The sequence below is a fragment of the Streptomyces sp. NBC_00887 genome (assembly GCF_045207585.1).
Genome location: NZ_CP108789.1, coordinates 126,325 through 152,074, shown reverse-complemented (window position 1 = coordinate 152,074; position 25,750 = coordinate 126,325). Strand labels below are relative to the sequence as shown.

Genomic DNA, 25,750 nt, shown 5'->3' with positions numbered 1-25,750 from the left:
TACGCGCTGCGCGCGTAGCAGCAGGCCGGGTCGCTGCGCTCCCCGGCCGCTCCCGCTCCGCGTGAGCGGATGCGGTTCGCTCCGCTCCCCGCCGGGTGGCACGCGCTTCGCGCCCGCCACCAACTGCAGGGCAAACGGCCCGCGTTGCGGGCCGGGGCCGGCCTCCGCTGCGCTCCAGCCACATGGGGGCGCCCCCCAACTCCGTGTGGCCCAACTCCCCTCGCTGTGCGAGGGGAGTTGGGCTTGAAGGTGCTTCCGGCTGCGCCTCCAGGCTCGTTGGGGCCCGCTTCGCGGGTCCTTGCTGACTAGGAGGGGGTGGTTCTACTCTGGCTGGGTGACCGTCAGAGCCCAGCGGACGGTGTCATCGGAGGCGTCGACACCGATGGTGAAGGACCCGGTCCGGACAACGCCCGCGTCCATCGTCACCGAACCCACACCTGCGGTACCGGCAGGGCAGTCCACGGTGAAGGCGGCCACCTGGTCCCCCTGCGACTGCATGGTCACATCCACGGTGCCGCCACCTTCGCAGGCCACCGTCAGCACCGTGGGCAGACCCTCCCACGCACCGGCGGAGGCCACTCCCCCGTCCCCGACCCACTCCTGCACCCACACCAGGCCCTCCGGGCCCGGATGCGGAAGCAGACCACCAGCGGCCGCTGCCGGTGTGACACCGACCGCGGCCAACAAGCCAGTTGCAAGCAACGCCACCACAGACAGATTCCTCGTACGCATCGCGTACTCCCTCGATCGACTGTCCTCGCAAAACCAGCCATGCGCCCGGGCGGGCCCATGGCCAGGGGTGCACCGGCGCGTGCCGACCTGGAAGCCCGGTGTAAGCCGGGCTGGCCTACGGGTGGCAGCCGGTGCGGATCCCCTCCTCGGTGAGCATGCACGAACCCACTGACAGTCCGCGGCGGCCGTGGACGAGCAGCGGGCGAGTGCTGGGCCGTGGAGCCTGGAAGCGGGCGACGGAAGCTGCCGGTTGGGGTGGGGCTGGCAGCTTCCGTCGCCTTGGAGGGATTCTTGTAATTCCCTGTGCTTCATTTTTGATGTCGAGATAAGCTATGGAATCAGATCACCCTACCCAGGACCGCTCCGAAGGTTCATGAGATCCATTTCATGGCCTTGTTGGTGCTCCGGTGAGGCAGGGCAATCAACCGATCGCGTCAGTCCATCCGTAGCCCCTGGACCCCTGACCTACGTGCAGGTTTACCGTTTTCCGCCGCTCGAATCGACCGGATGGAACCCCAGGAGAAGGCAGGCGATATGTCGAGCACAGGCCGCGTTGACCAGCGCGAGGCAGCCCAGCGAGAAGCCATTGACGCGGTCCTTCGTGTGCTCGAATTACCTGCAAGATCGCTTGGCCCGAGCAAGGGCTCCCAACACAGGTGATCATGGCAACCGGGTCCGGAAGACCCGAGTGGCGGTCCGCAGCGCGGAGGAGCTCCACGCGGACCGTGTGCTGGTGCTCGTGCCCTCGCTGGACCTGCTCCGCCCAGACCGAGTCCGCGTGGCGTGAGGGGGGCCGCCGGGGGCCGATGATCGGGGTGTCCTCGCTGCGGGGAGAAGAGGCGTCTGGGTTTGTTCCGCTTTGACGGACACCATTGGTGTGGTGGTCAGGCTGCGAGTGCGGTCTCGTACTCGGCGGGGCTGAGGTAGCCGAGGCTGCTGTGCCGTCGGCGCAAGTTGTACCAGCCCTCGATGAAATCGAAGATCGCGGTGCGGGCGGCGGCCCGGCTGGGCCAGGCGGAGGTGGCGAGCAGTTCGCGTTTGATGGTCGAGAAGAACGACTCGGCGAGCGCGTTGTCCCAGCACTGACCGGTACGGCCGACCGACAGCCGGACCCCGAACTCGGCTGCCAGGGCGGCGAATTGCTTACTGGTGTATTGACAGCCTCGATCCGAATGGAAGATCACGGGATGAGTGGGGCGACGCTGCCGGCAGGCGACCGTCAGCGCCTCGGCCACCAGCTCGGTCCGCAGGTGATCGGCGGTTGCCCAGCCGACCACGCGCCGGGAGGCGATGTCGATGACCGTGGCCAGATAGAGCCAGCCCTCCTCGGTCGGGACATACGTGATGTCGCCGCACCAGCGGGCATCCATGGGCCCGCTCACCGTGCAGTGAGCGGGCCCTGGCAGTCGTTGACCGAGGTGTGAGGTGGCGCTGCCCGCCGGGCGGCGGGTCTCCTCTCAGGTGGTCCTGCCCAGTGGGGTCAGCAGCTGGTGGTGGTGTCGCCGGTGTCGGCGGTGCAGGTGTCGGAGCCGAGGCCGCCGTTGGCGGTGTCGCCGCCGGCACCGTCCTGGACATCGATGCTGTCGTTGCCCAGGGCGCCGCTCATGGTGTCGGTGCCGGAGGTGTCGACGAGGACGTCGTTGCCGTTCTGCCCGTCGAGGTCGTCATTGCCCGGGCCGCCGTAGATGTGGTCGCTGCCGTTGTCGAACAGGTACAGCAGCGAGCCGAGGAGGGTCTCACCGTAGTTCGTGTCGTTGCCGGCCCCGGCGTACAGAGTGTCGGCGCCGTTCCCGCCGCCCATGATGTCGTCGCCGGACCCGCCGTAGAGGGTGTCGTCGGCGTTCTTCCCGTCGATCGTGTCGTTGCCGCCCAGACCGCAGATCACGTCGGCGCCGTTGGTGCCGTTGAGGGTGTCGTTCCCCGGGGTGCCGGTGATGGTGCACCCGTTGGCGTTGCCGATGGTGGTGGTCTCGGCGTCGGAGTCGTTCCCGGAGGTGGGGTCGTCCTGGTCGGCGTCGGTGGTGGTCGTGGCGGTGATACTGCCGGTCGCGGCCGGTTCCACGCCGATCGTGACCGTCGCAGAAGCCCCGTCGGCAAGGGAGCCCAGCGCGCATGTGACGGTGGGCGCGGCAATCGTGCAGGAGCCCTGCGAGCTCGTGGCGGAGGTGATGGTGCGGGCCGCGCCGGTCAGCGTCGTTGTCGCGGTGGCGCCGGTGGCGTCGTCGGGGCCGTCGTTCGTCACGGTGGCGGTGTAGGTGTAGGTGCCGCCGAGGGCGGCGGGGTCGGCGGAGTCGGACACGGACACCGACAGGTCCGCGGCCGGGTCAGCGGCCACTGCCCCGGCGAAGACGACCGAGTACGGGAACGGTCCGAGGGGGAAGGTCGCGGTGACGGCGTTGGTGGCGGTGTCGATGACCGACATGGTGCCGGCGTAGCCGTTGGGGACGTAGGCGAGGGTGCCGTCGGGGGTGACCGCGCTCTGGAACGGGCCGTTGCCGACGCCCACGGTCGCGGTGACGGTGTTGGTGGCTGTGTCGATCACGGACACCGAGGAGTTGGAGTTGTTGCTGGCGTAGGCGCGGCTGCCGTCCGGGGACAGGGAGAGGCCGAACGGGCCGATGCCGACGGGGATCGTGGCGCTGACGGTGTTGGTGGCGGTGTCGAGGACCGACACGTTGTGCGAGTTCTGGTTCCCGACGTAGGCGCGGGAGCCGTCCGGGGTCACCGCGATGAAGTTGGGCTTCGTGCCCACGCTGACGGTCGCCACGACCGTGGCGGTGGCGGTGTTGACCACCGATACCGTGTTGCCGCCGTTGTTGGACACGTACGCGCGTGCGCCGTCGGGGGACAGTGCGACACCGAACGGCTGGCTGCCCACCGGGACGCTCGCAGTGATGGTGTTCGTGGCGGTGTTCACCACCGAGAGCGTGTTGGCATTGCTGTTGGCGGTGTAGACGCTGCTCCCGGAGGGGGAGACGGCCACGCCGATCGGGCCGGCGCCGACGGGTACGGTCGCGGAAACGGTGTTGGTGGCCGTGTCGAGGACAGACACCGAGGCGGAGCCGTTGTTGGTGACGTACACGTGCGCGGCGTCCGGGGAGGCCGCCGCCCCGATCGGGCTGCTGCCGACCGGGATGGTGGCCGTGACCGTATTGGTGGCGGTGTCCAGCACCGACACCTTGTTCGCGACCAGGTCGGTGACGTACGCCAGCGGTGCGGTGGGGGCGGCATGGACGGGCGGGGCGGCCAAGGCGACCAGCCCGCTCATCGCCAGTGCGCTCCCGGCGGTCAGGGCGGTCAGCCGACGTCTCCACGACGCCAGGGCGCGACGGGGTCTGTGTACAGCAGTCACGGACTTATCCCTTCGAAGGGCCCGCACCCGTCGGCGGCCCTGGCAGGGCCTGAAGGACCGACAGCGGTGCGGCCACGCAAGCCCCGCCCGCAACGGACCGGTGGGGCAGCCGAGCGGGGCCTCGAACATCACGCACCGCACCACCCAGGACGACGGCCCCGGGGTACACGGCCCACGCTGCACACCACCGCGGCAGGATGTGGGGGCCGCAACAGCCTTGCCCCGCCCAGAACCCGCCGAGGACCGGCAGCCGGGTAGAGCCACGGGCATCATCCCGATCGACGGGCCCGAACCGACGCCACACCTTGACCACTGTCCGCATGTGGTCGAAAGCTGTCTGTAAACAACTGACTGGTGCCCCACCAGAGGGGCGGGCCCTACGCGTCTAGAGCCGGCATCGCACCCCTCGTGTTCATCTATTGACCCTCAATCCCGCGCCGTAGAGCCCGCTTCCTACCGGCGGGTTACTTGTCCCCTGGTGTCTGGGCTAGGACTTCGGGGCCAACAAGGAGGACCACACCCGGTACTTTCCGAGAGACACCGGCGGCTGGATCACGGCTTCGAGCCGCTGCTCGAACCTCAACATCAAGGTCACGAACTCTGGCGCGTACGTGCGGTGGTGTTGGGAGACCGGCTACCGCCAGTGGGACTGCGCCGACACGTGGAAGTGGGCGCCAAAGAACACCTGGAAGGTTCTGGCCACGAACGTCAAGGACGGAACGAACATGAAGCATGAAGGTCGAGTTCAAGGAGGTCGACCCCGTCTACAAGGGATTCCTCGCCAGGTGACGACCTCTGGGTGACTGCGCGGGAGTAGGGCCTCCTGGTGGCTCGGGGTTGCGGCACCACTGGAGCACCGGGAGCCCTACTGTCGCGCCCTCGGCCTCATTAGAGTCCTGGACCCGGGTCGCCGCCACGATCCAGGCATTCTCTCGCGGCGTCGAGCCACTCACCTGCGGGTTCGATGGACTGCTCACGTCCAATCCCGGAGTCAATTGGCCCGCCAGCGGAGCGGGCGTCGTCGGCGATGTCGCGGGCCCGCTGACAGGGATCCGACGACGGGTTGTGCTGGTCGTGGCGGGGCGGGTCGATCTTGTGCCGAGCGGCCAGGCCAGCGAACACGGAGTAGTCGTTGACCGCCAGGTCGTCCAGCAGATCCGCCTGACGCTCTAGGAACCAGCGGTAATCGACGTAGTACTCGGCAGGCACAGGTCAGGCCGCCCGCGGAGCGAGCGCGGCCGCTACAGGCCCGCCATATTCGGCGTCGAATGCCCCCGCCGCCGCCGTGTCGCCGGTCACCCGGCGGAAGATCTCTGCACCCTCATCGAGCGCACGCTCACGCCTCTTCTCCGCGGCCACCTGCGCCAGGTAGCCATCCAGCGGAAGACCTTCCGCGCCGGCCAGGGCCTGCAGCGCGTCCAGGGTGGTGTCGTCGATCTCGATGCCAGCCATGCGTCCGCGCCTATCCGTACCAGGACCACCCACTACAGAAAAGCGCAGGTGGCGGGCTGGCCTCCTGCCGCCGGCGCCCTGACGGGGATGGTGCCGGACACCACTACGCCCCGCCCGCTGATCAAGCTTCCTGCGCCAGGGCCTGTTCCTTCCCACTCCGAGCAGGAGCAGTGCTCCTCAAGGTGTGGAATCCGCAGCGAGGCTGGTGTCGCGCCATGCGGCGAGGGCAGCGGTGGCGGCCGGGGCCACGTGGGCGAGACGGCCAGTCAAGGGGAGTTCGCTTACGTCGGCTGGGGTCCCGGTGCGGGCGAGGGCGGAGAGCAGCGCTGCGTGGGCCCGTACAGGTGCGGGCAGGACGGCGGCGGCCGCGGTACGTGCAGCGGGATCCGTGTAGTGGCCGCTGTGGTCGGCGAGGGCTTGGGCGAGCCAGGCGTCGACCTTCTCGACCCGCCAGTCCCCCCGTAGTGCGAGATGGTCCCGAGCGGCTTCGTCACCGGCCTGGCTCACCATCGTGGTGCCCGGGGAGCTGGCTTGCTGGGCCAGCTCGCCGGCTCGGTCGGCAATGCGCTGCCGTGCCTCGTGATCGGCCCGCTCGGCTTCCTGGCGGCGCTGCTCGGGCGGTGACCGACTGGGCCATGCGCACCTTCGTCGAGCACTAAGCAGCGCCGCGGACGGGCCCTGCCAATCACTGCGGGGCCCGCCAGCCTGGTCAAGAAGAAGCAGAACAAGGCGCTCAAATCCCCGTTGTTCCCGTACTCGTCGGAGTGCTCAGGCAGGTACGGACGCACGTTCTCCGGTAGCACCAGGTAAACCGCGTCGTTCTCCTTCCCCAGAACAACGTGGCGCGAGAGAACGTGCTGCCGCAGGGCAGCGACGGCGATGGTGTGGTGCGTCAGGCCGGGGCTGTGTGGTGGATAGGCCCCGGCCTGACGTCCTTGTGGTCGGGGTGTTGGCTCAGGTGAGGTGGTTCAGGAGCCAGGTGACGAGCGAGAACGTGAACTTCTTCCGCACGATCAACGTGGAAGTCGACACCGAGCTCGCCAAGCTCGACCCGGCCGGCTACCGACCCCTGCGGCCCCGCCGCCCGGAAAAGGCCTGACGCCACCCCAGCGGGAACGTCTGCCGTCCATGGGGAAGGCCGTCGAATCCGATGGCTGCGCGTATGCGTTCTTGCTATCAGTGAAGGCCTCACGCGACGCTGTGGGATGACGGTCTGTCGGAGAGGGACGGAGAGTGGTGGGCGTGTCGCCAGGTTGGAAGATCACGGTCATGGTGGCTGCGGCGGCCGGCGTCGTGTCGACACCGCTGGTCTGGCTGCTGGACAGCCCTGATACCGGCCAGCTGGTCGGCGCCACGGTGCAAGCCGCCACCGGCATCGCCGCCCTGATCTGGGCGCTCATGCAACGGCCGCCCGCCCCAGCCCCAGTCCCGGTTCCGGGACCGGCGGACCAGGCCGTCGACACCGGGAATGCTGACGGAACTGGCGGCGGCACGGCTCACACCGGTCTGCGGCGTCCAGGCGGCGCGGGGACCGGGTCGGCGAAGGCGGAGCGGACAGGGGACGCCACCGCGCATGGTCCCGGCAGCAGTGCCGGTACCGGCGTCGACTACAGCTGATCCCCAGGCCCGCAGCACTTCACGAGAAGGAACTTCCTGCCATGAGGCGCCGGAAACGCCGCTCCATGCCCAACCCCGACGAGGCCGGGCCCGAAGCCGAGGGCGGTGTACCAACGCAGCCGGTGGTGGTTACGGACACCGGCGACGCCCACGCGTACGACGGGGGGACCGCGCTGACCGGCTACCGCGGACCAGTTCCGGAGCCTCACGGGCCTTCGGCCGGGAGGCCGGTGCAGGTATCCCGGACCGGGGACGCCAACGCCTCCGGGGGCGGCACCGCCATCAGCGGGTACGTCAGCGAATTGACCGTCGTGCACCAGGCCGCCCCGCGGGAACCGGCGTCCTGGCCACACCAGGTAGGCGTGATCCCGTCCCGGGCGCAGTCCTTCCAGCACCGGGCTGAGGTTGAGCAGTTGCGGACGGCTGTCGCCGGCGGGGGCACGGCGGTGCTGTGCCAGGTCCTGACGGGAACCGGCGGAGTGGGCAAGACCCAGCTCGCCGCCGACTACGCCCGCGCCGCCTGGGAATCCGGCGGGGTCGACGTGCTGGTGTGGATCACTGCCAGTACCCGTTCGGCGATCGTGTCCGGGTACGCGCAGGCTGGCGCCGAGGTCCTCGGCGCCGGCCCGCAGGACCCGGAGCAGGCCGCGAAAACGTTCCTGGCCTGGCTCGAACCCAAACCCGACGCGAAGCCATGCCGGTGGCTGGTCGTCTTAGACGACCTCGCCGAGCCGGTCGCCCTGCGGGGCCTGTTGCCCCCCACCAGCCCCTCTGGCCGCACGCTCGTCACCACCCGCCGCCGGGACGCCGCCCTGACCGGTCCCGACCGGCGGCTGGTCACCGTCGGCCTGTTCACCTCCGACGAAGCCGCCGCCTACCTGACCACCGTCCTGACAGCTCACCATCGCCACGAACCGGCCGACGAGCTCACCGCCCTGGCCGCCGACCTCGGGTATCTGCCGCTGGCTCTGGCCCAGGCCGCCGCCTACCTCATCGACTCGGGCCGGGACTGCGCCGCCTACCGACAGCTGCTGGCCGACCGGGCCCGTACGTTGACGGACGTTTTGCCCGAGCCCGACGCGCTTCCCGATGACCAGGCCACGACAGTCGCCGCCGCATGGTCCCTGTCCATCGAACGTGCCGACCGCCTACGCCCGGCGGGGCTGGCCCGCCCCATGCTGCAACTGGCCGCGATGCTCGACCCCAACGGCATCCCAGCCCCCGTCCTGACCGCGCCTCCAGCCCTGGTCTACCTCACAGAACACCGCACCCCAGGTGAGGACACCAGCAGGAGCGGGCGAGGACGGCAGGTCAGCGCGCAGGACGCGGCCGACGCGCTGCGGTGTCTGCACCGGCTCAGCCTGATCGACCACACACCCGCCACTGCACACCAGGCGGTGCGCGTGCACAACCTCATCCAACGCGCCGTCCGCGACTCCCTGCCCGCAGATCAGCACGACCGGCTCGCCCGCGCCGCCGCCGACGCTCTGGCCGACGCCTGGCCCGAGGTCGAACGCGACACCGCCCTTGCCAGAGCCCTGCGTGCCAACACCGAAGCCCTCACCAGCCAGGCCAAGGACGCCTTTTGGCACCCCCATCCGCATCTCGTGCTCTACCGCACCGGCACAAGCCTCGGAGAAAGCGGTCAGGTCACCGCTGCCATCACCCACTTCCAACGCCTGGCGAACGCCGCCCGCGACCGGCTGGGTCCCGATCACCCCTACACTCTGGGCGCCCGAACCGCTCTCGCCATGTGGCGGGGGGAGTATGGAGATGCGGCCGGAACCGCTGATGCCTACGTTGGCCTGTTGGCCGACTATGTGCGGGTGCTGGGTGAAGATCACTTCCAAACCCTGATCACCCGGACGCACCTCGCCTTGTGGCGGGGCAGGGCGGGGGATGCGGCCGGCGCCGCGGACGTACTCGCCGAGCTGGTGGCCGACCAGGAGCGGGTGCTGGGTCCCGATCACCCCCAAACCCTCACCACCCGAAGTGGTCTCGCCCGGTGGCGGGGGGAGGCGGGGGAAGCGGCCGGCGCCGCGGACGCCCTCGCCGAGCTGCTGGAGCACATGGTGCGGGTGCTGGGTCCCGATTGCCCCGACACCCTGGCCGTCCGGTTCCACCTCGCCCGGTGGCGGGGGGAGTCTGGGGAGCCGGCCGGAGCCGCTGATGCCTACGCTGGCCTGTTGGCCGACTGTGTGCGGGTGCTGGGTGAAGATCACTTCCAAACCCTGATCACCCGGACGCACCTCGCCTTGTGGCGGGGCAGGGCGGGGGATGCGGCCGGCGCCGCGGACGTACTCGCCCAGCTGGTGGCCGACCAGGAGCGGGTGCTGGGTCCCGATCACCCCGACACCCTCACCACACGGAACGACCTCGCCCGGTGGCGGGGGGAGGCGGGGGATGCGGCCGGCGCCGCAGACGTCCTCGCCGAACTGCTCGCTGACCAGGAGCGGGTGCTGGGTGAAGATCACCCCGACACCCTGGCCGTCCAATTCCACCTCGCCTTCTGGCGGGGCAGTTCGGGGGACGCTGCCGGCGCCGCGGACACCCTCGCCAAGCTCCTCGCTGACCAGGAGCGGGTGCTGGGTGAAGATCACCCCGACACTCTCGAAACCCGGAGCGACCTCGCCTTGTGGCGGGGGGAGGCGGGGGATGCGGCCGGCGCCGCGGACGTCCTCGTCGAGCTGGTGGCCGACCAGGAGCGGGTGCTGGGTCCCGATCATCTTGACACCCTCACCACCCGAAGTGGTCTCGCCTTGTGGCTGGGGGAGGCGGGGGATGCGGCCGGCGCCGCAGACGTCCTCGCCGAACTGCTCGCTGACCAGGAGCGGGTGCTGGGTGAAGATCACCCCGACACCCTCGAAACCCGGAGCGACCTCGCCTTGTGGCGGGGGGAGGCGGGGGATGCGGCCGGCGCCGCGGGCATCCTCGCCGAGCTGGTGGCCGACCAGGAGCGGGTGCTGGGTCCCGATCATCTTGACACCCTCACCACCCGAAGTGGTCTCGCCTTGTGGCTGGGGGAGGCGGGGGATGCGGCCGGCGCCGCGGACGTCCTCGCCGAGCTGGTGGCCGACCAGGAGCGGGTGCTGGGTCCCGATCATCTTGACACCCTCACCACCCGGAGCTTCCTCGCCTTCTGGCGGGGGGAGGCGGGGGATGCGGCCGGCGCCGCAGACGTCCTCGCCGAACTGCTCGCTGACCAGGAGCGGGTGCTGGGTGAAGATCACCCCGACACCCTCGACACCCGGAACGACCTCGCCTTGTGGCGGGGAAACTGGCGGAATCATGTCGAATAACGATCGGTCAGGTGCCACGCCTGGACTGGCTTGCAGCAGACGCAGCAGAGCCTCTGGTGAGAGCCTCCTCGTGCGTGCAGGGGATGGAAACCCTCCGGCCGGTACGGCGGGGCCAGTTGTCTCGGCCTGCCTGGTCCGGACTGCGAAGTACGCCTGTGCACCCGCGCTCTCCGGGTTGATCGGATCTCCGTTCATCGCCGTGAGGTACGCGGCGTACCGGGACAGCTCGCAGTCCTCGCGCCCAGAGTGTCGCCGACCTAAGGCGTTCCGGGATCCCGGCGAGTGCCCTTCGACGTCGACACCGGTGTTCTGGGCCCTGGTGTCCTAGCTCAGACACCAGCCGCAAAGTAGCGATCCGCCCCCTGAGGTCAGCTGCTGACTGGCACCGTTGCTGGGTTGAGGGTCTTGGGTGCGACGCCGACGGACACCTTGACGGCGGCGGCGATCTCGCGGATTGACTGGCTTTCGGCGCGGCGGGCGAGGATCACGCGGCGTTTGTCGTCGTCCACGACGGGGCGTCGGCCGCGGGCGCGGGCGGAGCCGGGGCCGTTCTTCGTCTTCTTCACGCTGTCGAGGCGCCGGTCTTCGGCAAGGGCGAGGGCCAGGTCGAGGATGAGTGAGCGTTCGGTGTGCTCGCTGGCGGCGATGCCATCCAGGACCTTGACCGCGATGCCGCGTTGGAATAGCGAAGAGCAGCACTTCTCTGGCAGGTCGGGAGGCGCTGACCGCGCCGAAAGTCCATAGCTTCGCTGAGCCCTCCAGCATGTCGTCGATGGCCTGAGCAACCTGCCGCCGCTCTGGCACAAGCAGACCGGCTCGGACACGACACATGCTTGGCCCACTCGGTACATGAGCGGCCCGCAGCCTCCTCGACGGCCAGCACGACGGCGTGGCAGCTGAAGCTGATCGCTAGAGTCCAGCGCAGGACATCAGGTGCTGGGGGGCTCATGCGGGTTCGTATGTGGGCTAGGGGAATCGTGGCGCTTGCCAGCGCGAGTGTCGCCAGATCGACCATGAACGGCGCGTAAAGGTCGACTTCGACGTCGAGCGGTCCGGCGAGGGAAAGCGGTGAAACCTGGGCGCGCCGCGTGATGGCTTCGGCGGCCGCATGGCGCAGCCGCTCTCGCGCTTCTTCAGGGTGCAGGGCGATGGCAGCGCCCCGACCAAGGGCTTGCTTGACCGCAACGGTGACTGCGGACGGGAGCAGATCCTGCAGTTCGGCGCAGGCGCTGTCGTCGCCGGGGCCGTGTGCGTCGGCTACCCGCACCTCGGCCGTGGGTTCGGCGTCCAGGACACCGGCGATCACAGCGTTCGCCTCAGCTGTCATCAACGCCCGGCCACGCGCGTAGTCGTAGCCATCCGGGTTCGTCTCGGTGGGATGCACGATCCCCGAGATGCCCTCCATGTCAACAGAGATCAATATCTTCATACCTTTGGGAGCCTACGTGCTCTGTGCACCAGGCCGACGTGAGTCCCTAATCTTGTCGGCCAGGCCGTCCCCCACGCACTGACGCTATTTCTCGTGAACATCCAGAACCTTGTCGATCACCAGATGCCGCCGCAACCCGTGAACAAACGCTGCTGCTGAACGCGAACGAAGCCAGCGGGGTGCAGATCTCGCACATCACGACGTACGTCTCGTGCGTCGCCGCAAGCCGTGCTTGCCCGCGGTCCAGCAACATTCCGTCCTTGGCCTTGTATGTGGCGCAGCCACCGCGGTGCAGTATCGGGGGCGCCTCACCGCGCTTCGGTTGGATCTTCCACCCCTGATCCGCGCGCGCCTGCTCCGCCCGGTGCCGGTTCTGCTTCTCCTGGGCCGCCAGCTCCCGGATAGCCGTGTCCGTCCGCTGCAGCTGATACGCCAGGTACTCGCGGGTGATCCGGAGCTTGTCCAGGCGAGATATCTGGGACGGGTCGGGCATGGCTATGCCTCTGCCGGCTGCTCGTGGGCGTGCAGGAGTGCCGTGCGGGCCTGCACTACGTCCTCGCGGTCGACGTCGCCCCAGAACGGATGCGTCGCCACGGCGATGGACAGGCGCAGCAGCTCGGCACGCAACCGGGCGATCTCGGCGTGCTGCTCCTCGGTGTGGCCGGGGCTGTCGGGCTTTCCCGACCGGTACTCGGAATGCAGCTTCTTGTCCGTTTCCCATCCGGGCATCGGCTCGGCCGACCAGGGCAGGGTGCGGGCGTACTCCTCGCACGCGGCGCGGGTGCGATGGAGGGCAGCCTGAGCGTCGCGGAGATCCTGCGGGAAGAGGAAGGCGGGGGCAGTCTTGGGCACGACCCAATGGTACGTCTGTTCGATTTTGGGATGCGAGCGGACATGCCGGCCCGGAGGTCACGTCTGGGGGGAGCCAGCGGCCGGGTCTGGCGTGCCCTGCCGCTGGCTACGGCGGCCCGGGTGCCATCCGACAGGCTGCGGCCCCGGGTCGGCATCGGCCGCCGACCTCGGTTCTGGGTGAGGTGAAGGGGAACCGGGTCTACGGCCAGGCCCCGGCACTGGGATCCCATGTTCCCCGGGCAGTGCCGCTCAGAAGGGGGGTGACGAAAGTGGCAGCGGTTTCGGCCGCTTCGGAGAAGGTCGCGCAGCCGTTCAGCCCCACGACCAGTTTTGCTTGTCCGGGATAGCCCGCGTGCCAGTCGGGTCCGGGGATCTGGAAGGCATCGGGAAGGGGCAGGTGTGTGCCGTCTGCGGATCCTGGACCCAGAGCGTGAGCACTGGCGTCGCGGCATCGAGGCCGCCGTCCTCTACGCCGGCCAGCACGGCGACCTGCGCGTCCCCTTCACCTACCGCGCCCCTGTCCCTGCCTCCCGGCAGGATGACGACCCCGACGTTGGGGAAGGCACTGAGGGGGCCAGGTGGTCTGCTTCGCTGGCCGGGTTCCCGCCCGGGCAGTGGATCGCCGACGCCCGACGCCAGTACGCCCGCGGCCAGTACCTCGCGGGACCACCGCAGACGCCACCCCGTGACAGCGGATCCGCCCACCTCTACCGGCCCCGGCAACACCCGCACCCCACGGCGCCCGTGACGCCCGTGAAGGGCGCTGAGACGCCCGCAGGCGCCAGTGCCAGGCTCCGCCGCTGGTCACAACGGATTGTGAACAGCACGTCCCTGCAATTCTGTTCATCTGAACAAGCGAATGAACTCCTCCGGGGCAATGATTCGGGCCGTGGGTGCCGCAGCGCCTGACCTGGGACCACGTCCCGGGAACCTTCACGGGCGAGCACAACCGTTCGCAGCAACCAAGGAGATGACCGAAATGAATCGTCAGACCAGAGCCTTCGTCGTGGTCAGGAGGCATCTGATGCAGCTCGGCGGGATCCTCGTTGCAACGGCCGGAGCCGTCGCCCTGGCCGCCTCACCGGCAAGTGCCCACCCTCAGTCCGTTGCCGCGTACGGCGATGACTTCGCCTTTCGAGCCCTTGATTCCAGTAACGGAATTTTCGTCTTCGACCACACCGCGGACGGCCATGGCGTCTACGCGAACGTTCACCTCAGCAACGGCACTAAGGTCTGGGGCTGGCAGTCTTCTCCGCTTGCCCCCAACGGACTGTGGGCAGGAGGGGCGTCGGGACCGGGTGGTAGCTATTACTTCGGCGGCGGGCTGAGAGTCGACTGGATCCAGGTGTGCCGGGACACCGTGGGGTGCAGTGCCTGGGTTCCCGTCTACGACGGTTCGTGATACCCGACTTCAGGGACATCTCGGTTGTGCCCCGCCGATCTCGGCGGGGCACAACCGCATCTGCCGGCGCGCAGGCCCGACCCTCGAATCCGTCCTCGTCCGGGTCTTTACAGGGCGCCGGGGCGTAGCCGGAACATCTGGTGGCGGGTGCCGTCGGCGCAGTCCCATTCGCCGATGTCGGCGCGCTGTTCGTGGGAAGCCTGGTTGAGCGTGAGGCATTTGCCGTAGCGGGAGTTGATGAAGTAGCCGGAGTGCCACTCGCCGCCGTACTGGACGGTGTTGGCGGCCTTGAACGTCCACTGCTGGCGGGTTTCGGTGGCGCAGTCCGTCTGGACGACGTCCAGGCGCTCGGGTGTCCGGGTGATCGCCAGGCACTTGCCGGAGTAGTCGTCCTTGATCTGGTAGCCGGCGCTGCCGGTGCGGCCGAGGTGCCAGGTCTGGTTCACGGCGCCGTCCGCGCAGTCCCACTGATAGACGTCGGAGTCGTTGCTGTCCACGCCTCCATCCACACACAGCCCGCTCTCCACCGAGACCAGCTGGGTACCGCTGCCGAAAGCGGGAAGCGGCGCGGACGTCCCGGGCGCCCGCGTGGTGGCGGGAGGGCGGCCGGGAGCAGCGGACTTCGAGGGTGTCTTCGTGGCCGCCGTGACCGCGCCCGCCGGCGGCCGATTGATCTATCTACCCAACTCCTGAGAGCGCCTCCTGGCGCATGGAGCCTGTGCGCTCGCGCCCGATGCTGACCCAGCGAGAGGCTGCCACCGCGTGCGGTGTCAGCCGCACCACCATCCGCCGCCGTGTGAGGCCGACGACCTGTCCGGCCGGCGCGGGTCTGGACGCGGCAAAGGGCGGCACCCAGGTGTGGGGGCCGCCCTTCGTCGTCCTGGTGCTGGGTCAGGCGTCAGCCGCAGTATCCAAGCCCTGCTTATGCGGAGCTCGCTCACGGCGGTCCGGCCGACCCGCAGCTCCTCCTTGGATGGTGGCTAGGGGGATGGCACCGCCCAGCTTCGCGAGGAGCGGGCGCGGTGGCGAGCAAGAGGCAGGCCACCCGGCGCTCGGCCTCCTCGCGAAGCTGGGCGGTGCGCAGCTCGGTACCAGCGGCCTGCCGCTCCGGGTGAGCAACGCAAGCCCTCTCGCCTTCGGCACAAGGCGAAGCGTCGGATTGCGGGAGAGAGCCATGTCGCTGCGGTGCCATCAACTGCCCCCTCGAAGTCGTCGAGCGAGTTACACGCTCATACACCGCACCGGCGGAAGGGAGTCAGACACCTGCCCGCCCCGCGGCGCGGCCGGCCGCCGCGAGGTGAACGATGCGATGGTTGCCCAGCCCTGTGACAGCGAGCGGCAAGTAACCCTCATAACTCCAGCCCCTCGGAGAGCGTTCCTCCGAGGGGCTGCGCGTGCACACGGGGCGGGCGCTGCATGGCGTCTTCGGTCCGCTCTACGCCATGAGCTGGTTCAGTCCCATGGTGGTCGCGCCTGCGGCTCCGAGGGCGGCCAGCGGGCCGCCGAGGGGGAGGACGACGGCACCGGCTACAAAGCTGGCGATGAGGATGATGGCCCACCGCTGAGGCAGGGGCTCGGGGCCGTTCTGGTCGGCATTGGGTTCCACTAGTCTCCTTGGTGAGGTCTGAACCGAGACGGCCCCGGGTTGCACCCCGGGGCCGTTCGCGTCAGCTGCGAACGGCTACCCGTCGAGGCCGTTCTGACGAGGCCTCACCTTCAATGATCCCGGGCGTGCAGGCCCAATCTCAGGGTGTCGCGCAACGTTTTGATCCGCATCTAAGATTTCTCCTTAAAAATCATCTTTACCGGGATGCGGATCAAAACGTTGCGAGCAAAACGTGGTGTGGGGGATGCGTGGCTGACGCACGGGAGTCGAATCAGCGGCGGCTGCGCCGACTGAAACAGATGGACAAGAACCGTTCTGTCGAGGAGGCGAACAGGACGCTGAAGGTGCTGTGGAGGAACGGAAAGAAGCCGGACTCCATCGTCCTGCGCAGTATTCTGCTGGGGCGACGTGACGGTGGAGACTCTCCCTCCTCGCTGTCACGGCTTGTTCTTCCCAAGGGAATCGCTCTGCGCTTCTATCTGATCGCGGCCTTTGAGGCTCAGTGCCGGCTTGCGGCGGGGGGACAGTGGACGAATGTCCTGCCGTTGTCCGGTCCGGGGTCCTGGTCGGATCTCTTCGCTACGGACGGCGCTTACAACGCCAAGTCGGCGACGTACATGCATGACACCGTTCACGGCAGGGCGGCCGAGGACTTGCGCCTTCGCCAGGTCCAAGGGGCTCTGCGGACCCTGGAAGGGCTTGGGGGTGAGCAGTACCAACATGCCCTGGTCGATATCCCCCGGGGGAAGCGGGGACAGAGGCTGTACCAGTCGTTCCGGCTCATGAGGGAGTCCGGCCGCGGCGGCAGCCAGAGCCCGAGCATCTACGCGGTACCCAAGGCCCAGTGGCAGGCAGCCCGCACGGTCGAGGTCCCGGCGCACTTCTTCCTGAACGGCTGGGCTCAGGTACTCAGCCCTTCAGAGGTTGCCACCTGGCTCGCGGTCAAGTGGCTCAGTAAGTGGGCCCGGGACACCCATCTGGCATCCGGTGTCTACCTCCACGGCGAGAGGCGGACAAAGCTCTTCGGTCTCCGCCGCGACGCCTGGGAGGACGGCTGTCAGCGGTTGCGCGACTTCGGACTGATCCGCTTCGCCCGAACCCTGGACGAAGCAGAGGTCCTACCCCTGAAAGCCGATTATCGATATATTCGGGATGAAGAGGTGATTTCCTCGCGAAAGCGGTATGAACCGTATCGCTATCAGGTGACAGACCAGGGGCTCGAAGAGGACGCCGTAAAGGTGTGCAAGAAGGAACTCATCTTCCGGCAGCAGCAGCTCGATCTGGCGGCCAAGCATCGTGGCACCTTTGGTGGATGACGCGCATCCAGTAACGACTCTTCGAGACACCGAGTCGTATGTGTGTGGCTACCCGTCAGTCAATTCCTTGCGTGCCTGGTTGATGGGGCACCACACGGATCGGCCGGTGGTCAGGCGGGTGGGATGCCGGGGACCAGGACGCCGCGGTCGCGGAGCTGCTGGAGGCTGTCCAGGCCGCCCGGCCGGTAGAGCGGCGCGGCTTCTATGTCGGCTTCGGTGGCGCGCATCTTCCGGGTGGCGCCCGCACCTGCCGAGGGGGCCTGTGCCTGTATCTGAGGGCCATGCCGCAAGGGTCTACGCGTTGTGCTCATGGCTGGTGAGCGTACGCACGAGAAGGATGCCGTGCCCTTCTTCGAAGAGGAGAGGGGGCTCGAGTTCGGATGGATCGCTGAGGCGGCAGACGCGTACCGCGGTGTCACCGGACTGCGATGGGGATGACGCAGGCCGCGAGGACGGCGGCGCCGGCCAGGGCGGCCACAGCCGGGGTGCCGGCTGCTGGGTGCCGGTGCACGAGGTAGGCGAGGCCGCCGATCACCATGGCGGAGACGAGTACCAGGAGCAGAAGAACAAGCATCACGAACGAGGACACAGCAGGGTCTCCAAACGGGACGGGAACGGTCGGGTCGTTCTCCGGCCGTAAGGATCGGGGCGGTAACAGCACCATGCGGGAGCGGGGGTTGCCCCGCAGGCCCACCCGGCGCCTTACCCGCCCCCATGGGGGCGGGGCATCTCCCACATCTGAGTGCTGCTGACCGGGCAAACCTGTGAGCTGCACGGTCAGAGCGGCCTGCTCGCTGTCCCGGACCACACCGGTCGGGAACGAGCGAGACCTCATCGAGGACCAGAACGCGCCCACCGTGCGCGGCCGAGCTGGGGCGCGCACGCCAGGAGCACGGCGTCGCCGAGGCCGCACCAGGATCAGCGCTCACCCGTGGCGAGCCGGTAGGTGGCGCTGTCCCATTCGGTTCTCGTGATGACGCCGGCTGCGGCGAGGTCGCGGAGGGCGCTGCGGGCTCGCTTCTCCTGCTGTCGCCGATCGCCGTGCCCGTGGCCGGCGTCGCGGAGGACCGTGACGGCGCGCTGGGTGTCCCAGGTGCCTCCAAGGGCACGAATGGGCTTCTCCAAGGCCTGCGCAATGGTCATGGCCTTCACTGCTCCTGGTGGTGCTTGCGCTTGTGGTTCTTGATGCTCTCCCGTGTCCCTCGGTAGCCGGGCTTGGTAGAGCACTCGTCGCACTCTTCCCAGACGCCGGCGTCGACGGCGTCGCGGCTGACGGAGTGGTGGGGGCCGTACCCGTGGGTGTGGAGGAACTCGGGCACGGAGGAGCCGTACTTGACGGCGACGAGGGCGGCTTCGGCGACTTTGTCATGGCCAGGGGCGAAGAACTTGCCGAGGCCGACTTCCTTCTCACAACCGCACCAGCACGTGCCGGTAGGGATGAGGCGGGGCTTCTTTTCTGTCATGACCCGAGAATGCCGCAACCCTTGGGTTGAGCACAAGGGTGCAATCCAAAGATGTCACCCAAGGGTACGTATGACAGGGCACCGAGCACCGGGTGGTGCAGGAACACTGCCGGACGTCGAACACCCCTGCCTCGGCAGCGATATGGTCAGTCGCATCCGGCCTGGGATCAACCTTCGGTCCTCCCCGGTTTCACGTGCCGTTCCGGTTCTGGATCATGCTGCTGACCCATAGAATTGTGCATATTTTTGGCATTGATCTTCCGGCGCGTGAGCGGCGCGCTGCGACCGCAGTGGGGCGCGTTGACCGGTACCACGACGACCGTGCACGACGTACTCAACGCAATCCGTGACGGCTTCGCCGTGAACCGGGACCGCGGCACCCGCTTCGAGGAGCTCATGGTCCGGTACCTGAGCACCGACCCGCAGTGGACCGAGCAGTTCACCCGTGTGTGGATGTGGTCCGACTGGCCGGGGGCGGAGCACGACAAGCGGGACACGGGCATCGACCTGGTGGCCCAGGGCCGTCGACCGCACACCGCGTTGATCAGCGTGAGGCCGCCCAGCGAGCAGCCATCGACGCGGTCGTGCGCGCTGGGCCAATGCCTCACTGGCCGGTCGTTCGCCACCCACGCGAGAGCCGTCGGGTGCTGACTGGCCGTCAGGTTCTTGGGAGCTCGTCCGGCAGCCGGCTGAGTGCGAAGCCCCGGTATCCGGTGTCGGCGACCGCCGCGCACACCTCGCGGTAGGCGCCGATCCCGCCGACGTAGGGCATGAACACCTGTGGTTTGCCCGGAATATTGGCCCCCTGGTACCAGGATGCCCCCTCCGGGTACAGGGTGCCGGCAGCGAGGTCGGCGACATGCCGGACCCAGTCGTCCTGCGCCTCGTCGGTCGCGTCGATCTCAGTGAGGGCGTGGCTGCGGAGGTGGCCGATGCAGTCCGTGATCCACTCCACGTGCTGTTCGATGGAGATCAGCATGTTGCTGAGCACGGAAGGGCTGAGCGGCCCGGTGACGGTGAAGAGATTGGGGAAGCCGGCCGTGAGCAGTCCCAGGTAGGTGCGCGGGCCGGCCGCCCACGCGTCTCTGAGCGCCACACCGTCCCGGCCTCGGACATCGATCGCGCGCAGTGCGCCGGTCATGGCGTCGAAGCCGGTGGCCAGGACGACGACATCGGCCTCGTACTCCCCCTCGGTGGTCTCTACGCCCCGCTCCGTGAAGGAGACCAGGGGGGTCTTGCGGAGATCCACCAGGCGGACATGGGGCAGATTGAAGGTGGCGTAGTAATCGGTGTCCAGGCAGGGGCGTTTGGTGCCCAAGGGGAAGCCGGTGGGGCAGAGCACGGACGCGGTCTGCGGGTCGTGGACGATCTGCCTGATCTTGGACCGGACGAACTCCGCCGCCAGGTCGTTGGCCCGTCGGCTGGTGAGGGTGTCGGTGAACGACGCCTGGATGCCCCCCAGTACGCCCGCGTCCCAGGCCGACCGGTAGGCGGCCTCGCGCTCGTCCGCCGACACCTCCAGGGCGCTGTGCACGGGCAGCGGCCTCGGTATACCGACGGACGTGGTGCGCAGCCACTCCCGAAACTCCCCGTACCCCACCTTGCGTTCGTCGCTCTCCTCACGGGTGAGCGGGCGATTGCGGGCGGGCGTGCTGAAGGTGGGCGTGCGCTGGAAGACGGTCACCTCGGCGGCCTGTTCCGCGACGAGCGGGATCAGCTGTATCCCGGAGGAGCCGGTGCCGATCACCGCGACCCTGCGGCCGGTGAGGTCGACGGGTTCGTGCGGCCACCGCCCGGTGTGATGAACGGGTCCGCGGTAGCGGTCGCGGCCGGGCAGGTCGGGGGTGCTGACCCGGGACAGGCAGCCGGTCGCCATGATGACGAAGCGGGCGGTCACCTCTTCGCCGCTGTCGGTGGTCACCGTCCAGGTGTGCGTGTGACGGTCGTAGAGCGCACGGGTCACCGCGGCGCCGAAGGTGATGTGACGGCGCAGGTCGAAACGCTCCACCACATGCCGGATGTAACTCAACAGTTCCGGCTGAGTGGCATACCGCTCGCTCCATTGCCACTCCTGCTCCAGCTCCGGGGAGAAGGAGTACGAGTAGGCCATCGACTCGATGTCGCAGCGAGCGCCCGGGTAGCGGTTCCAATACCAGGTACCGCCGACGTCGTCACCGGCCTCGAAGACGCGGACCCGCAAGCCGAGTCCGTCCAGTCGGTGGAGCTGGTAAAGGCCGGCGAAGCCCGCCCCCACGACGACCGCGTCGAGCACAGCGGAACATTCGGTATCGGTATCGGTATCGGACATGAATTCCTCCTGGGTCATGCGTCCGGAATCAGGACAGCCCGGCCGCGGACGCCGCCGCGGTGCAGTCGTTCGTACGCCTTCGGTGCTTCGGTGAGGGCGAAGGTCTCCACCCTCACCTCCACCGCGCCGGAGCGGCCGAGCTCCAGCACCTCGGCGAGCTCGGCCCGGCTGCCCCAGTACGGCACGTGCACGCGGACACCCAGAGGCAGTCGGCCGAAGCCCACCGGCAGACTGCCGCCGCCGATGCCGACCAGGCAGATGTCCGCGTCGATCGCCGCCACCGCTCCGGCCAGAGCGACGGAGGCGGGCGTACCGGCGAAATCGAAAACCGCCCGTACCCCGAGCCCACCCGTCCGCTCCCGAACGGCATCCACCGCGCTCGCATCGGAGCGGAACACCGCATGCGCGCCCACCTCAACGCCCAGCTCCCGCTTCTCCGCGGACACGTCCAGCGCGATGATCCGGCAGGCGGTGAGCGCCCGGAGCAGCTGGATCGCGACGTGCCCGAGGCCACCGACGCCGATCACCGCCACGGTGGCGCCGGGCAGCAGGCCGGGCAGCAGGGCTTTGATCATGTGGTACGGCGTCAGGCCGGCATCGGTGAGGGAGACCGCCCGCACCGGGTCGAGGCCGCCGAGCGGCAGCAGATGGCGGGCGTCATCGATCAGCATGTACTCGGCCATGGCGCCCGGCGCCCCCAGACCCGGCGAGAAGATCCCCCGCAGGGCCGCGTGCGGGCAGTAGTTCTCCCGGCCCTGTGCGCACGGACCGCAACGGCCGCAGCCCCAGGCGCCGTAGACCGCGACGGCCTCGCCCTCGGTGACGCCGGTGACGCCCGCACCGGTTTGGGCGACGATTCCGGCGCCCTCGTGCCCCAGTGTGAGCGGCAGCGGGAAGCGCAGCTCCGCGGCCGTGCGTCCCATGACGACGAAGTCGGAGTGGCAGACCCCCGCGGCGGTCATCGCGAGCAGGACCTGACCGGGGCCGGGTACGGGCACAGGCACGTCGACGACCTCGGGCGCGCCCCCGACGGTGCGATACTGGACGGCTTTCATCGTCGGCTCCCAAAGGGGTCGTCACGGGTCGGCGCGCTGCGGATCACGGCGTTCCGCAGCGGTGCGTGGGGAGGCGGGGCGTGGTGTCCCTCCGCCGTGCGGCGGGGGTGCGTGCCGGGCGCCGGGACGCCGCAAAGAAGCGCCAGGAGCGTGCTATCCACCGGGGAGGTGCCGGTCGAGTGTGCGGGCGATGTCGCGGACGGCGAACCCGAAGGCGTCCAGTGCCTCGGACGCCCAGAAGAAGTTATGGATGAAACCGTCGTAGCGCACGGCCTCCGTCACGCCGTCGGCGGCGCGCAGCCGGCCAGCGTACTCCTCGCCCTCGTCGCGCAGCGGATCGTACTCCGCGGTGAGCACCAGGGCGGGCGGCAGGCCGTTCAGGTCACCGGCGTGCAGGGGCGCGGCATAGGGATGGGGGTCGGTGGCCGCGCCGGGTGCGTAGTGCTGCCAGTAGCACAGCAGCATGTCCCGGGTGAGCAGACAGCCGTCGGCGTGCTCCCGGTACGAGGCCGACGTGGAGCCGGCCGCTGGGGCGGTGACCGGATAGATGAGTATCTGGGCGCCGATCCGCGGGCCCCCGCGATCGCGCGCCATCAGGCACACCGCCGCGGCGAGGTTGCCGCCCGCGCTGTCGCCGGCGACCGCCAGCCGGTCCGGGTCGGCCCCCCACTCGGCGGCCCGCGCGCGTATCCCTCGCAGTGCGGCGTAGCAGTCCTCCGCCGGACCGGGGAACTGTGTCTCCGGCGCCAGCCGGTACCCCACGCTGGCGACGACCGCGCCGGTGGCGTTGGCCAGCCTGCGCAAGGGGCGGTCCACCACATCGAGGCCGCCGGTGATCCAGCCGCCGCCGTGGAAGTACACCAGCAGCGGCCTGCGGCCGACGGCGGCCGCAGGCCGGTAGAAACGCACGGGCAGCTGTCCTGCCGCCCCGGGTACGAGAGCGTCGCCCACCCGGGCGACGGGCTCCTGATCGCCCTGCAGGGATATCCAGTCGCCCGTCATCGCGCGCGCCACGGTGAGCGGCACCTCGGTCACCGTCGGCCGCCGCTGTGCTCGGAAGCGGGATATCAATGCCCGCGCCTGCGGGTGTAAGGGCATGGTCGGTCCTCGGCTCTCCGTCGCGTGCGGGGAAGCTAACGGCGGCCGGTCGGGGCCGACCGGAGTCCTGGTCGAGTGCCTGTGGATGAGAATCTCACCGTCCAGCCATGAATGCCTCACTTCTTGGATGTTCGAAAGCCACGCAGAATCAGCAGCGTCATCGCGTGACCACCGGCAGAAGGAAGCACACCGTGGAAATACTGCTGATGGAAAGAATCCGGACGGCCCAGAAGGCGTACGAGACGGCGTCGGCCGACGGGCGGAGAGTTGCCGGAGAAGCCCTTGAGGGGGAGTGTACCGACGCAGTCGTCACGTACTCGGTGTGCTGGCTGCCACCGACGTGCGGCGACAATGCGGAACTCGCCGGGATCTCCTTGCTCTGATGGACAGCAGTGGGGGAAGCGATGTGCGGCCACCGGCTCGAGCCGACCGCACCCTGGTCGGCTTCAGGCCACATCTCCACGCATTGGTGGTACCGGGCGAAGCGACGTACCTGGTCTCCCGCAAGGGAATGACCGCGCTGCCCGGCCGCAGGGCCGAGGTACTGGCCCCGCTGCTGGACGGCAGCCGTACGGTGACCCGCCTGCTGAGCGACGCGCGGCCCTGGCTCAGCCCGGAACAGTGCGGTGAGGCGTTGTGCGAACTGACCGAAGCCGGACTGCTCCGGTACCGCGTGTTCGGGCCGGATGACGACGTCGTTCCCTTCACCCCCGCCGACCGTTTCGGGGAGGCGTACTGGGAACTGGCCGGGACCGACGGCGAGCAGGCGGTGTCCCGCCTCGCCGGATCGACGCTTCTGGTCAGAGCCGTCGGCGAGGTCGCCATCGACGCGGTGGCCGAGGCATGCGGGAACGCGGGGATCGCGGTGGTCACCGAGGGCCGCGCCGATCTGGCGCTGGTCGCCTGCGATGACTACCTCAGGCCTGAACTCACCTCTGTGGACGCGGAGTTGCGGGCACGCGGCGTGCCCTGGCTGCCGGTGAAACTGTGCGGTGTCGAGCCCTGGATCGGCCCGGTCTTCCAGCACCGCGATGGGCCCTGCCTGGCCTGCCTGACGGTCCGGCTGCGGGGCCACCGGCGCTCCGAGTGGCCCTTGCAGCAGCACTTCGGCCTCGACCGCCCGCCGGTCCGGCCCGGCGCGGCCCTGCCGGCCACCGCGCTCATCGCCACCGGTCTGGCCTCTCTGGAGGCCGCCAAGTGGCTTGCGGGAGCCCGGAATCCCGGCCAGGCGGCCGTCTTCACGCTCGACACCACCGACCTCAGCGCCCGCGTCCACCCGGTGACACGGCGGCCGCAGTGCGCCGTGTGCGGCGACCCGGGCCTGGTCGCCGCCCAGGTGATGAGGCCCTTCCGGCCGGTCTCACGGCCGAAGGCCGAGGGGGCGGCCGGCGGGCACCGCGCGCGTACGCCGGAGCAGATCCGGGAGCGGTACGGGCATCTGGTGGACAGTGTGACGGGGATCGTGAAGGACATCCGGCGTGCGCCGGGAGCACCCGATTTCATCGAGAGCTACGTCTCGGGTCCCAATCTCGCGTTCGGTCCCCGGACCCTCGCCGCGCTGCGCGCCGGTCTGCGCACCCTCAGCGGCGGCAAGGGGGTAAGCCCCGCCGAGGCCTGGACGGGGGCGCTCGGCGAGGCCGTGGAGCGGTACAGCGCCACGCGGCACGGGGACGAGCCGGTCGTCGTGGACAGCTACCGGGCGCTGGGAGCCGAGGCCGTGCACCCGAACTCCTGCCAGCTCTACCACGAACGGCAGTTCCGCGAGCGCGACCGCTGGAACGCGGGCGGCTCCCCCTTCCGGTACGTACCGCCGCCCCTGGACGAGACCCGCCCGATGGAGTGGACCCCCGTCTGGTCGCTGACCCGGCGTGCACACCGGTTCCTGCCGACCTCGTTGCTGTACTTTCCCGGCCAGCAGCAGCCCCACGGACAGGGGTTGTGCGCCGACTCCAACGGCACCGCGGCGGGCGGCACCGAGGAGGACGCGCTCGTACAGGGATTCCTGGAGCTCGTGGAACGGGACGCGGTGGCCCTGTGGTGGTACAACCGCACCCGTCAGGCGGCGGTCGAGGTCAGCGCGTTCGACGCGCCGTACCTCGACCGGCTGGTGGCGGCCTACCGGCGGATCGGCCGCGAACTGTGGGCGCTGGACCTCACGTCGGACTTCGGGATCCCCGTGGTGGCGGCGCTCTCCCGGCGCGTCGGCAGGCCCGCGGAGGACATCGTCTTCGGCTTCGGCGCCCACTTCGACCCCGAGATCGCGCTGCGGCGGGCGGTCACCGAAATGGGCCAGCTGCTGCCGGCCGTCGCCGGCGTCCGCGCGGACGGGACCGGTCATCCGCTGCGGGACCCCGCACTGACGGAGTGGTCGAGGCAGGTGACCCCGGCCGACCAGGCCTGGCTGCGGCCCGACCCGCAACAGTCGCCGCGGGCCCCCGCGCACTGGGACTACACCCCTCGCCAGGACCTGCGGGACGACGTCGACGCGATCGTGGAGCTGGTCCGGGCCCGTGGCATGGACCTGTTGGTACTCAACCTCACCCGCCCGGACATCGGCATGCCGGTGATGCGGGTCGTCGTGCCGGGACTGCGCCCGTTCTGGGCCCGGTTGGCGCCGGGCAGACTCTACGACGTGCCGGTCGCGCTGGGCCGGCTGCCGCAGGCCACTTCCTACGGCGATCTCAACCCGGTGCCGCTTTTCGTCTGAAACGGTGCGGGCCGCTCTCGTAATTGCGAACACAACATGAAACTGCACGCCGGCGCCCTACC

Annotated in this window: 25 protein-coding genes and 1 pseudogene; 7 read left to right on the top strand and 19 right to left on the bottom strand. The window is 69.3% G+C overall.

Annotated features, from left to right (window positions below):
- Positions 1-321: 321 nt before the first annotated feature.
- The 6 genes from OG844_RS46290 to OG844_RS46265 all read right to left on the bottom strand — a co-directional run bounded on the left by OG844_RS46290 (position 322) and on the right by OG844_RS46265 (position 6,046).
- Positions 322-732, bottom strand: a complete 411-nt coding sequence (locus OG844_RS46290; RefSeq protein WP_331734670.1) for a hypothetical protein — start codon at positions 730-732, stop codon at positions 322-324.
- A gap of 884 nt (positions 733-1,616) precedes the next feature.
- Positions 1,617-2,102 (bottom strand): IS3 family transposase, encoded by a 486-nt coding sequence (locus tag OG844_RS46285; RefSeq protein WP_331734667.1) that lies wholly within the window; start codon positions 2,100-2,102, stop codon positions 1,617-1,619.
- Between the two features lie 110 nt (positions 2,103-2,212).
- Positions 2,213-4,084 (bottom strand): beta-propeller fold lactonase family protein, encoded by a 1,872-nt coding sequence (locus OG844_RS46280; RefSeq protein ID WP_406396477.1) that lies wholly within the window; start codon positions 4,082-4,084, stop codon positions 2,213-2,215.
- 888 nt (positions 4,085-4,972) lie between these two features.
- Positions 4,973-5,293: a hypothetical protein gene (locus OG844_RS46275; protein WP_331734660.1), complete on the bottom strand. Its 321-nt coding sequence runs from the start codon at positions 5,291-5,293 to the stop codon at positions 4,973-4,975.
- Positions 5,294-5,296: 3 nt separating this feature from the next.
- Positions 5,297-5,536, bottom strand: coding sequence for an antitoxin MazE7 (locus tag OG844_RS46270; RefSeq protein ID WP_331734658.1), 240 nt, complete (start codon positions 5,534-5,536; stop codon positions 5,297-5,299).
- Between the two features lie 177 nt (positions 5,537-5,713).
- Positions 5,714-6,046, bottom strand: a complete 333-nt coding sequence (locus tag OG844_RS46265; RefSeq protein ID WP_406396476.1) for a hypothetical protein — start codon at positions 6,044-6,046, stop codon at positions 5,714-5,716.
- Positions 6,047-6,778: 732 nt separating this feature from the next.
- Between OG844_RS46265 and OG844_RS46260 the strand changes: the two genes are divergently transcribed.
- Both OG844_RS46260 and OG844_RS46255 read left to right on the top strand, forming a co-directional pair.
- Positions 6,779-7,153: a hypothetical protein gene (locus tag OG844_RS46260; RefSeq protein WP_331734690.1), complete on the top strand. Its 375-nt coding sequence runs from the start codon at positions 6,779-6,781 to the stop codon at positions 7,151-7,153.
- Between the two features lie 41 nt (positions 7,154-7,194).
- Positions 7,195-10,452 carry a tetratricopeptide repeat protein gene (locus tag OG844_RS46255; protein ID WP_406396475.1) on the top strand — a complete coding sequence of 1,086 codons (3,258 nt, stop codon included), beginning with the start codon at positions 7,195-7,197 and terminating at the stop codon, positions 10,450-10,452.
- Positions 10,453-10,820: 368 nt separating this feature from the next.
- Here the strand turns inward: OG844_RS46255 and OG844_RS46250 are convergent, their stop codons facing one another.
- From OG844_RS46250 to OG844_RS46235, 4 genes and pseudogenes are all read right to left on the bottom strand, one after another.
- Positions 10,821-11,018 (bottom strand): hypothetical protein, encoded by a 198-nt coding sequence (locus OG844_RS46250; RefSeq protein WP_331734648.1) that lies wholly within the window; start codon positions 11,016-11,018, stop codon positions 10,821-10,823.
- A 428-nt stretch (positions 11,019-11,446) separates the two neighbouring features.
- Positions 11,447-11,881 (bottom strand): annotated as a pseudogene (locus tag OG844_RS46245) (M55 family metallopeptidase); the annotation flags it as partial.
- Positions 11,882-11,927: 46 nt separating this feature from the next.
- Positions 11,928-12,374, bottom strand: a complete 447-nt coding sequence (locus OG844_RS46240; RefSeq protein ID WP_406396473.1) for a DUF6233 domain-containing protein — start codon at positions 12,372-12,374, stop codon at positions 11,928-11,930.
- A 2-nt stretch (positions 12,375-12,376) separates the two neighbouring features.
- The gene (locus OG844_RS46235; protein WP_331734644.1) at positions 12,377-12,733 is read right to left on the bottom strand and encodes a hypothetical protein; all 357 of its coding nucleotides are present in this window, start codon (positions 12,731-12,733) and stop codon (positions 12,377-12,379) included.
- Between the two features lie 979 nt (positions 12,734-13,712).
- On the opposite strand from OG844_RS46235, the gene OG844_RS46230 reads away from it, so the two are divergent.
- Positions 13,713-14,135, top strand: coding sequence for a hypothetical protein (locus tag OG844_RS46230; protein ID WP_406396471.1), 423 nt, complete (start codon positions 13,713-13,715; stop codon positions 14,133-14,135).
- 107 nt (positions 14,136-14,242) lie between these two features.
- Here OG844_RS46230 and OG844_RS46225 read toward each other — a convergent pair whose 3' ends face one another.
- Positions 14,243-14,671 (bottom strand): RICIN domain-containing protein, encoded by a 429-nt coding sequence (locus OG844_RS46225; protein ID WP_331734688.1) that lies wholly within the window; start codon positions 14,669-14,671, stop codon positions 14,243-14,245.
- Positions 14,672-15,570: 899 nt separating this feature from the next.
- Complete coding sequence (locus OG844_RS46220; protein ID WP_331734637.1) at positions 15,571-15,741, bottom strand: hypothetical protein; 171 nt, start codon at positions 15,739-15,741, stop codon at positions 15,571-15,573.
- A 299-nt stretch (positions 15,742-16,040) separates the two neighbouring features.
- Between OG844_RS46220 and OG844_RS46215 the strand changes: the two genes are divergently transcribed.
- Complete coding sequence (locus OG844_RS46215) at positions 16,041-17,057, top strand: hypothetical protein (protein ID WP_331734632.1); 1,017 nt, start codon at positions 16,041-16,043, stop codon at positions 17,055-17,057.
- 110 nt (positions 17,058-17,167) lie between these two features.
- Here OG844_RS46215 and OG844_RS46210 read toward each other — a convergent pair whose 3' ends face one another.
- The 4 genes from OG844_RS46210 to OG844_RS46195 form a co-directional block, all read right to left on the bottom strand.
- Positions 17,168-17,368 (bottom strand): hypothetical protein, encoded by a 201-nt coding sequence (locus tag OG844_RS46210; protein ID WP_406396470.1) that lies wholly within the window; start codon positions 17,366-17,368, stop codon positions 17,168-17,170.
- 104 nt (positions 17,369-17,472) lie between these two features.
- Positions 17,473-17,631, bottom strand: coding sequence for a hypothetical protein (locus OG844_RS46205; protein WP_331734627.1), 159 nt, complete (start codon positions 17,629-17,631; stop codon positions 17,473-17,475).
- Between the two features lie 344 nt (positions 17,632-17,975).
- The gene (locus OG844_RS46200) at positions 17,976-18,200 is read right to left on the bottom strand and encodes a hypothetical protein (RefSeq protein ID WP_331734623.1); all 225 of its coding nucleotides are present in this window, start codon (positions 18,198-18,200) and stop codon (positions 17,976-17,978) included.
- A 5-nt stretch (positions 18,201-18,205) separates the two neighbouring features.
- The gene (locus OG844_RS46195; RefSeq protein WP_331734619.1) at positions 18,206-18,520 is read right to left on the bottom strand and encodes a hypothetical protein; all 315 of its coding nucleotides are present in this window, start codon (positions 18,518-18,520) and stop codon (positions 18,206-18,208) included.
- 267 nt (positions 18,521-18,787) lie between these two features.
- Here OG844_RS46195 and OG844_RS46190 point away from each other — a divergent pair, with 267 nt between their 5' ends.
- Positions 18,788-19,171, top strand: a complete 384-nt coding sequence (locus OG844_RS46190; RefSeq protein WP_406396469.1) for a hypothetical protein — start codon at positions 18,788-18,790, stop codon at positions 19,169-19,171.
- A 7-nt stretch (positions 19,172-19,178) separates the two neighbouring features.
- Here the strand turns inward: OG844_RS46190 and OG844_RS46185 are convergent, their stop codons facing one another.
- The 3 genes from OG844_RS46185 to OG844_RS46175 form a co-directional block, all read right to left on the bottom strand.
- Positions 19,179-20,828, bottom strand: coding sequence for a flavin-containing monooxygenase (locus OG844_RS46185; RefSeq protein ID WP_406396468.1), 1,650 nt, complete (start codon positions 20,826-20,828; stop codon positions 19,179-19,181).
- A gap of 14 nt (positions 20,829-20,842) precedes the next feature.
- Entirely contained in the window at positions 20,843-21,883 is a 1,041-nt protein-coding gene (locus OG844_RS46180) for an NAD(P)-dependent alcohol dehydrogenase (protein WP_331734608.1), read from the bottom strand.
- Positions 21,884-22,036: 153 nt separating this feature from the next.
- A complete protein-coding gene (locus OG844_RS46175) occupies positions 22,037-22,981 on the bottom strand; it encodes an alpha/beta hydrolase (protein ID WP_406396466.1) in 945 nt (314 codons plus the stop codon).
- Positions 22,982-23,145: 164 nt separating this feature from the next.
- Between OG844_RS46175 and OG844_RS46170 the strand changes: the two genes are divergently transcribed.
- The gene (locus OG844_RS46170; RefSeq protein WP_331734601.1) at positions 23,146-23,364 is read left to right on the top strand and encodes a hypothetical protein; all 219 of its coding nucleotides are present in this window, start codon (positions 23,146-23,148) and stop codon (positions 23,362-23,364) included.
- A complete protein-coding gene (locus OG844_RS46165; RefSeq protein WP_331734598.1) occupies positions 23,364-25,688 on the top strand; it encodes a TOMM precursor leader peptide-binding protein in 2,325 nt (774 codons plus the stop codon). Before OG844_RS46170 ends, OG844_RS46165 begins: the two co-directional genes overlap by 1 nt.
- Positions 25,689-25,750 lie beyond the last annotated feature (62 nt).

Bases quoted from the DNA above. Each gene is read 5' to 3' on its own strand.
- OG844_RS46290 (WP_331734670.1), bottom strand. From the start codon at position 732: ATGCGTACGAGGAATCTGTCTGTGGTGGCGTTGCTTGCAACTGGCTTG.
- OG844_RS46285 (WP_331734667.1), bottom strand. From the start codon at position 2,102: ATGGATGCCCGCTGGTGCGGCGACATCACGTATGTCCCGACCGAGGAG.
- OG844_RS46270 (WP_331734658.1), bottom strand. From the start codon at position 5,536: ATGGCTGGCATCGAGATCGACGACACCACCCTGGACGCGCTGCAGGCC.
- OG844_RS46265 (WP_406396476.1), bottom strand. From the start codon at position 6,046: ATGGTGAGCCAGGCCGGTGACGAAGCCGCTCGGGACCATCTCGCACTA.
- OG844_RS46255 (WP_406396475.1), top strand. From the start codon at position 7,195: ATGAGGCGCCGGAAACGCCGCTCCATGCCCAACCCCGACGAGGCCGGG.
- OG844_RS46240 (WP_406396473.1), bottom strand. From the start codon at position 12,374: ATGCCCGACCCGTCCCAGATATCTCGCCTGGACAAGCTCCGGATCACC.
- OG844_RS46230 (WP_406396471.1), top strand. From the start codon at position 13,713: ATGAATCGTCAGACCAGAGCCTTCGTCGTGGTCAGGAGGCATCTGATG.
- OG844_RS46215 (WP_331734632.1), top strand. From the start codon at position 16,041: ATGGACAAGAACCGTTCTGTCGAGGAGGCGAACAGGACGCTGAAGGTG.
- OG844_RS46210 (WP_406396470.1), bottom strand. From the start codon at position 17,368: ATGAGCACAACGCGTAGACCCTTGCGGCATGGCCCTCAGATACAGGCA.
- OG844_RS46205 (WP_331734627.1), bottom strand. From the start codon at position 17,631: ATGCTTGTTCTTCTGCTCCTGGTACTCGTCTCCGCCATGGTGATCGGC.
- OG844_RS46200 (WP_331734623.1), bottom strand. From the start codon at position 18,200: ATGACCATTGCGCAGGCCTTGGAGAAGCCCATTCGTGCCCTTGGAGGC.
- OG844_RS46195 (WP_331734619.1), bottom strand. From the start codon at position 18,520: ATGACAGAAAAGAAGCCCCGCCTCATCCCTACCGGCACGTGCTGGTGC.
- OG844_RS46185 (WP_406396468.1), bottom strand. From the start codon at position 20,828: ATGTCCGATACCGATACCGATACCGAATGTTCCGCTGTGCTCGACGCG.
- OG844_RS46180 (WP_331734608.1), bottom strand. From the start codon at position 21,883: ATGAAAGCCGTCCAGTATCGCACCGTCGGGGGCGCGCCCGAGGTCGTC.
- OG844_RS46175 (WP_406396466.1), bottom strand. From the start codon at position 22,981: ATGCCCTTACACCCGCAGGCGCGGGCATTGATATCCCGCTTCCGAGCA.
- OG844_RS46165 (WP_331734598.1), top strand. From the start codon at position 23,364: ATGGACAGCAGTGGGGGAAGCGATGTGCGGCCACCGGCTCGAGCCGAC.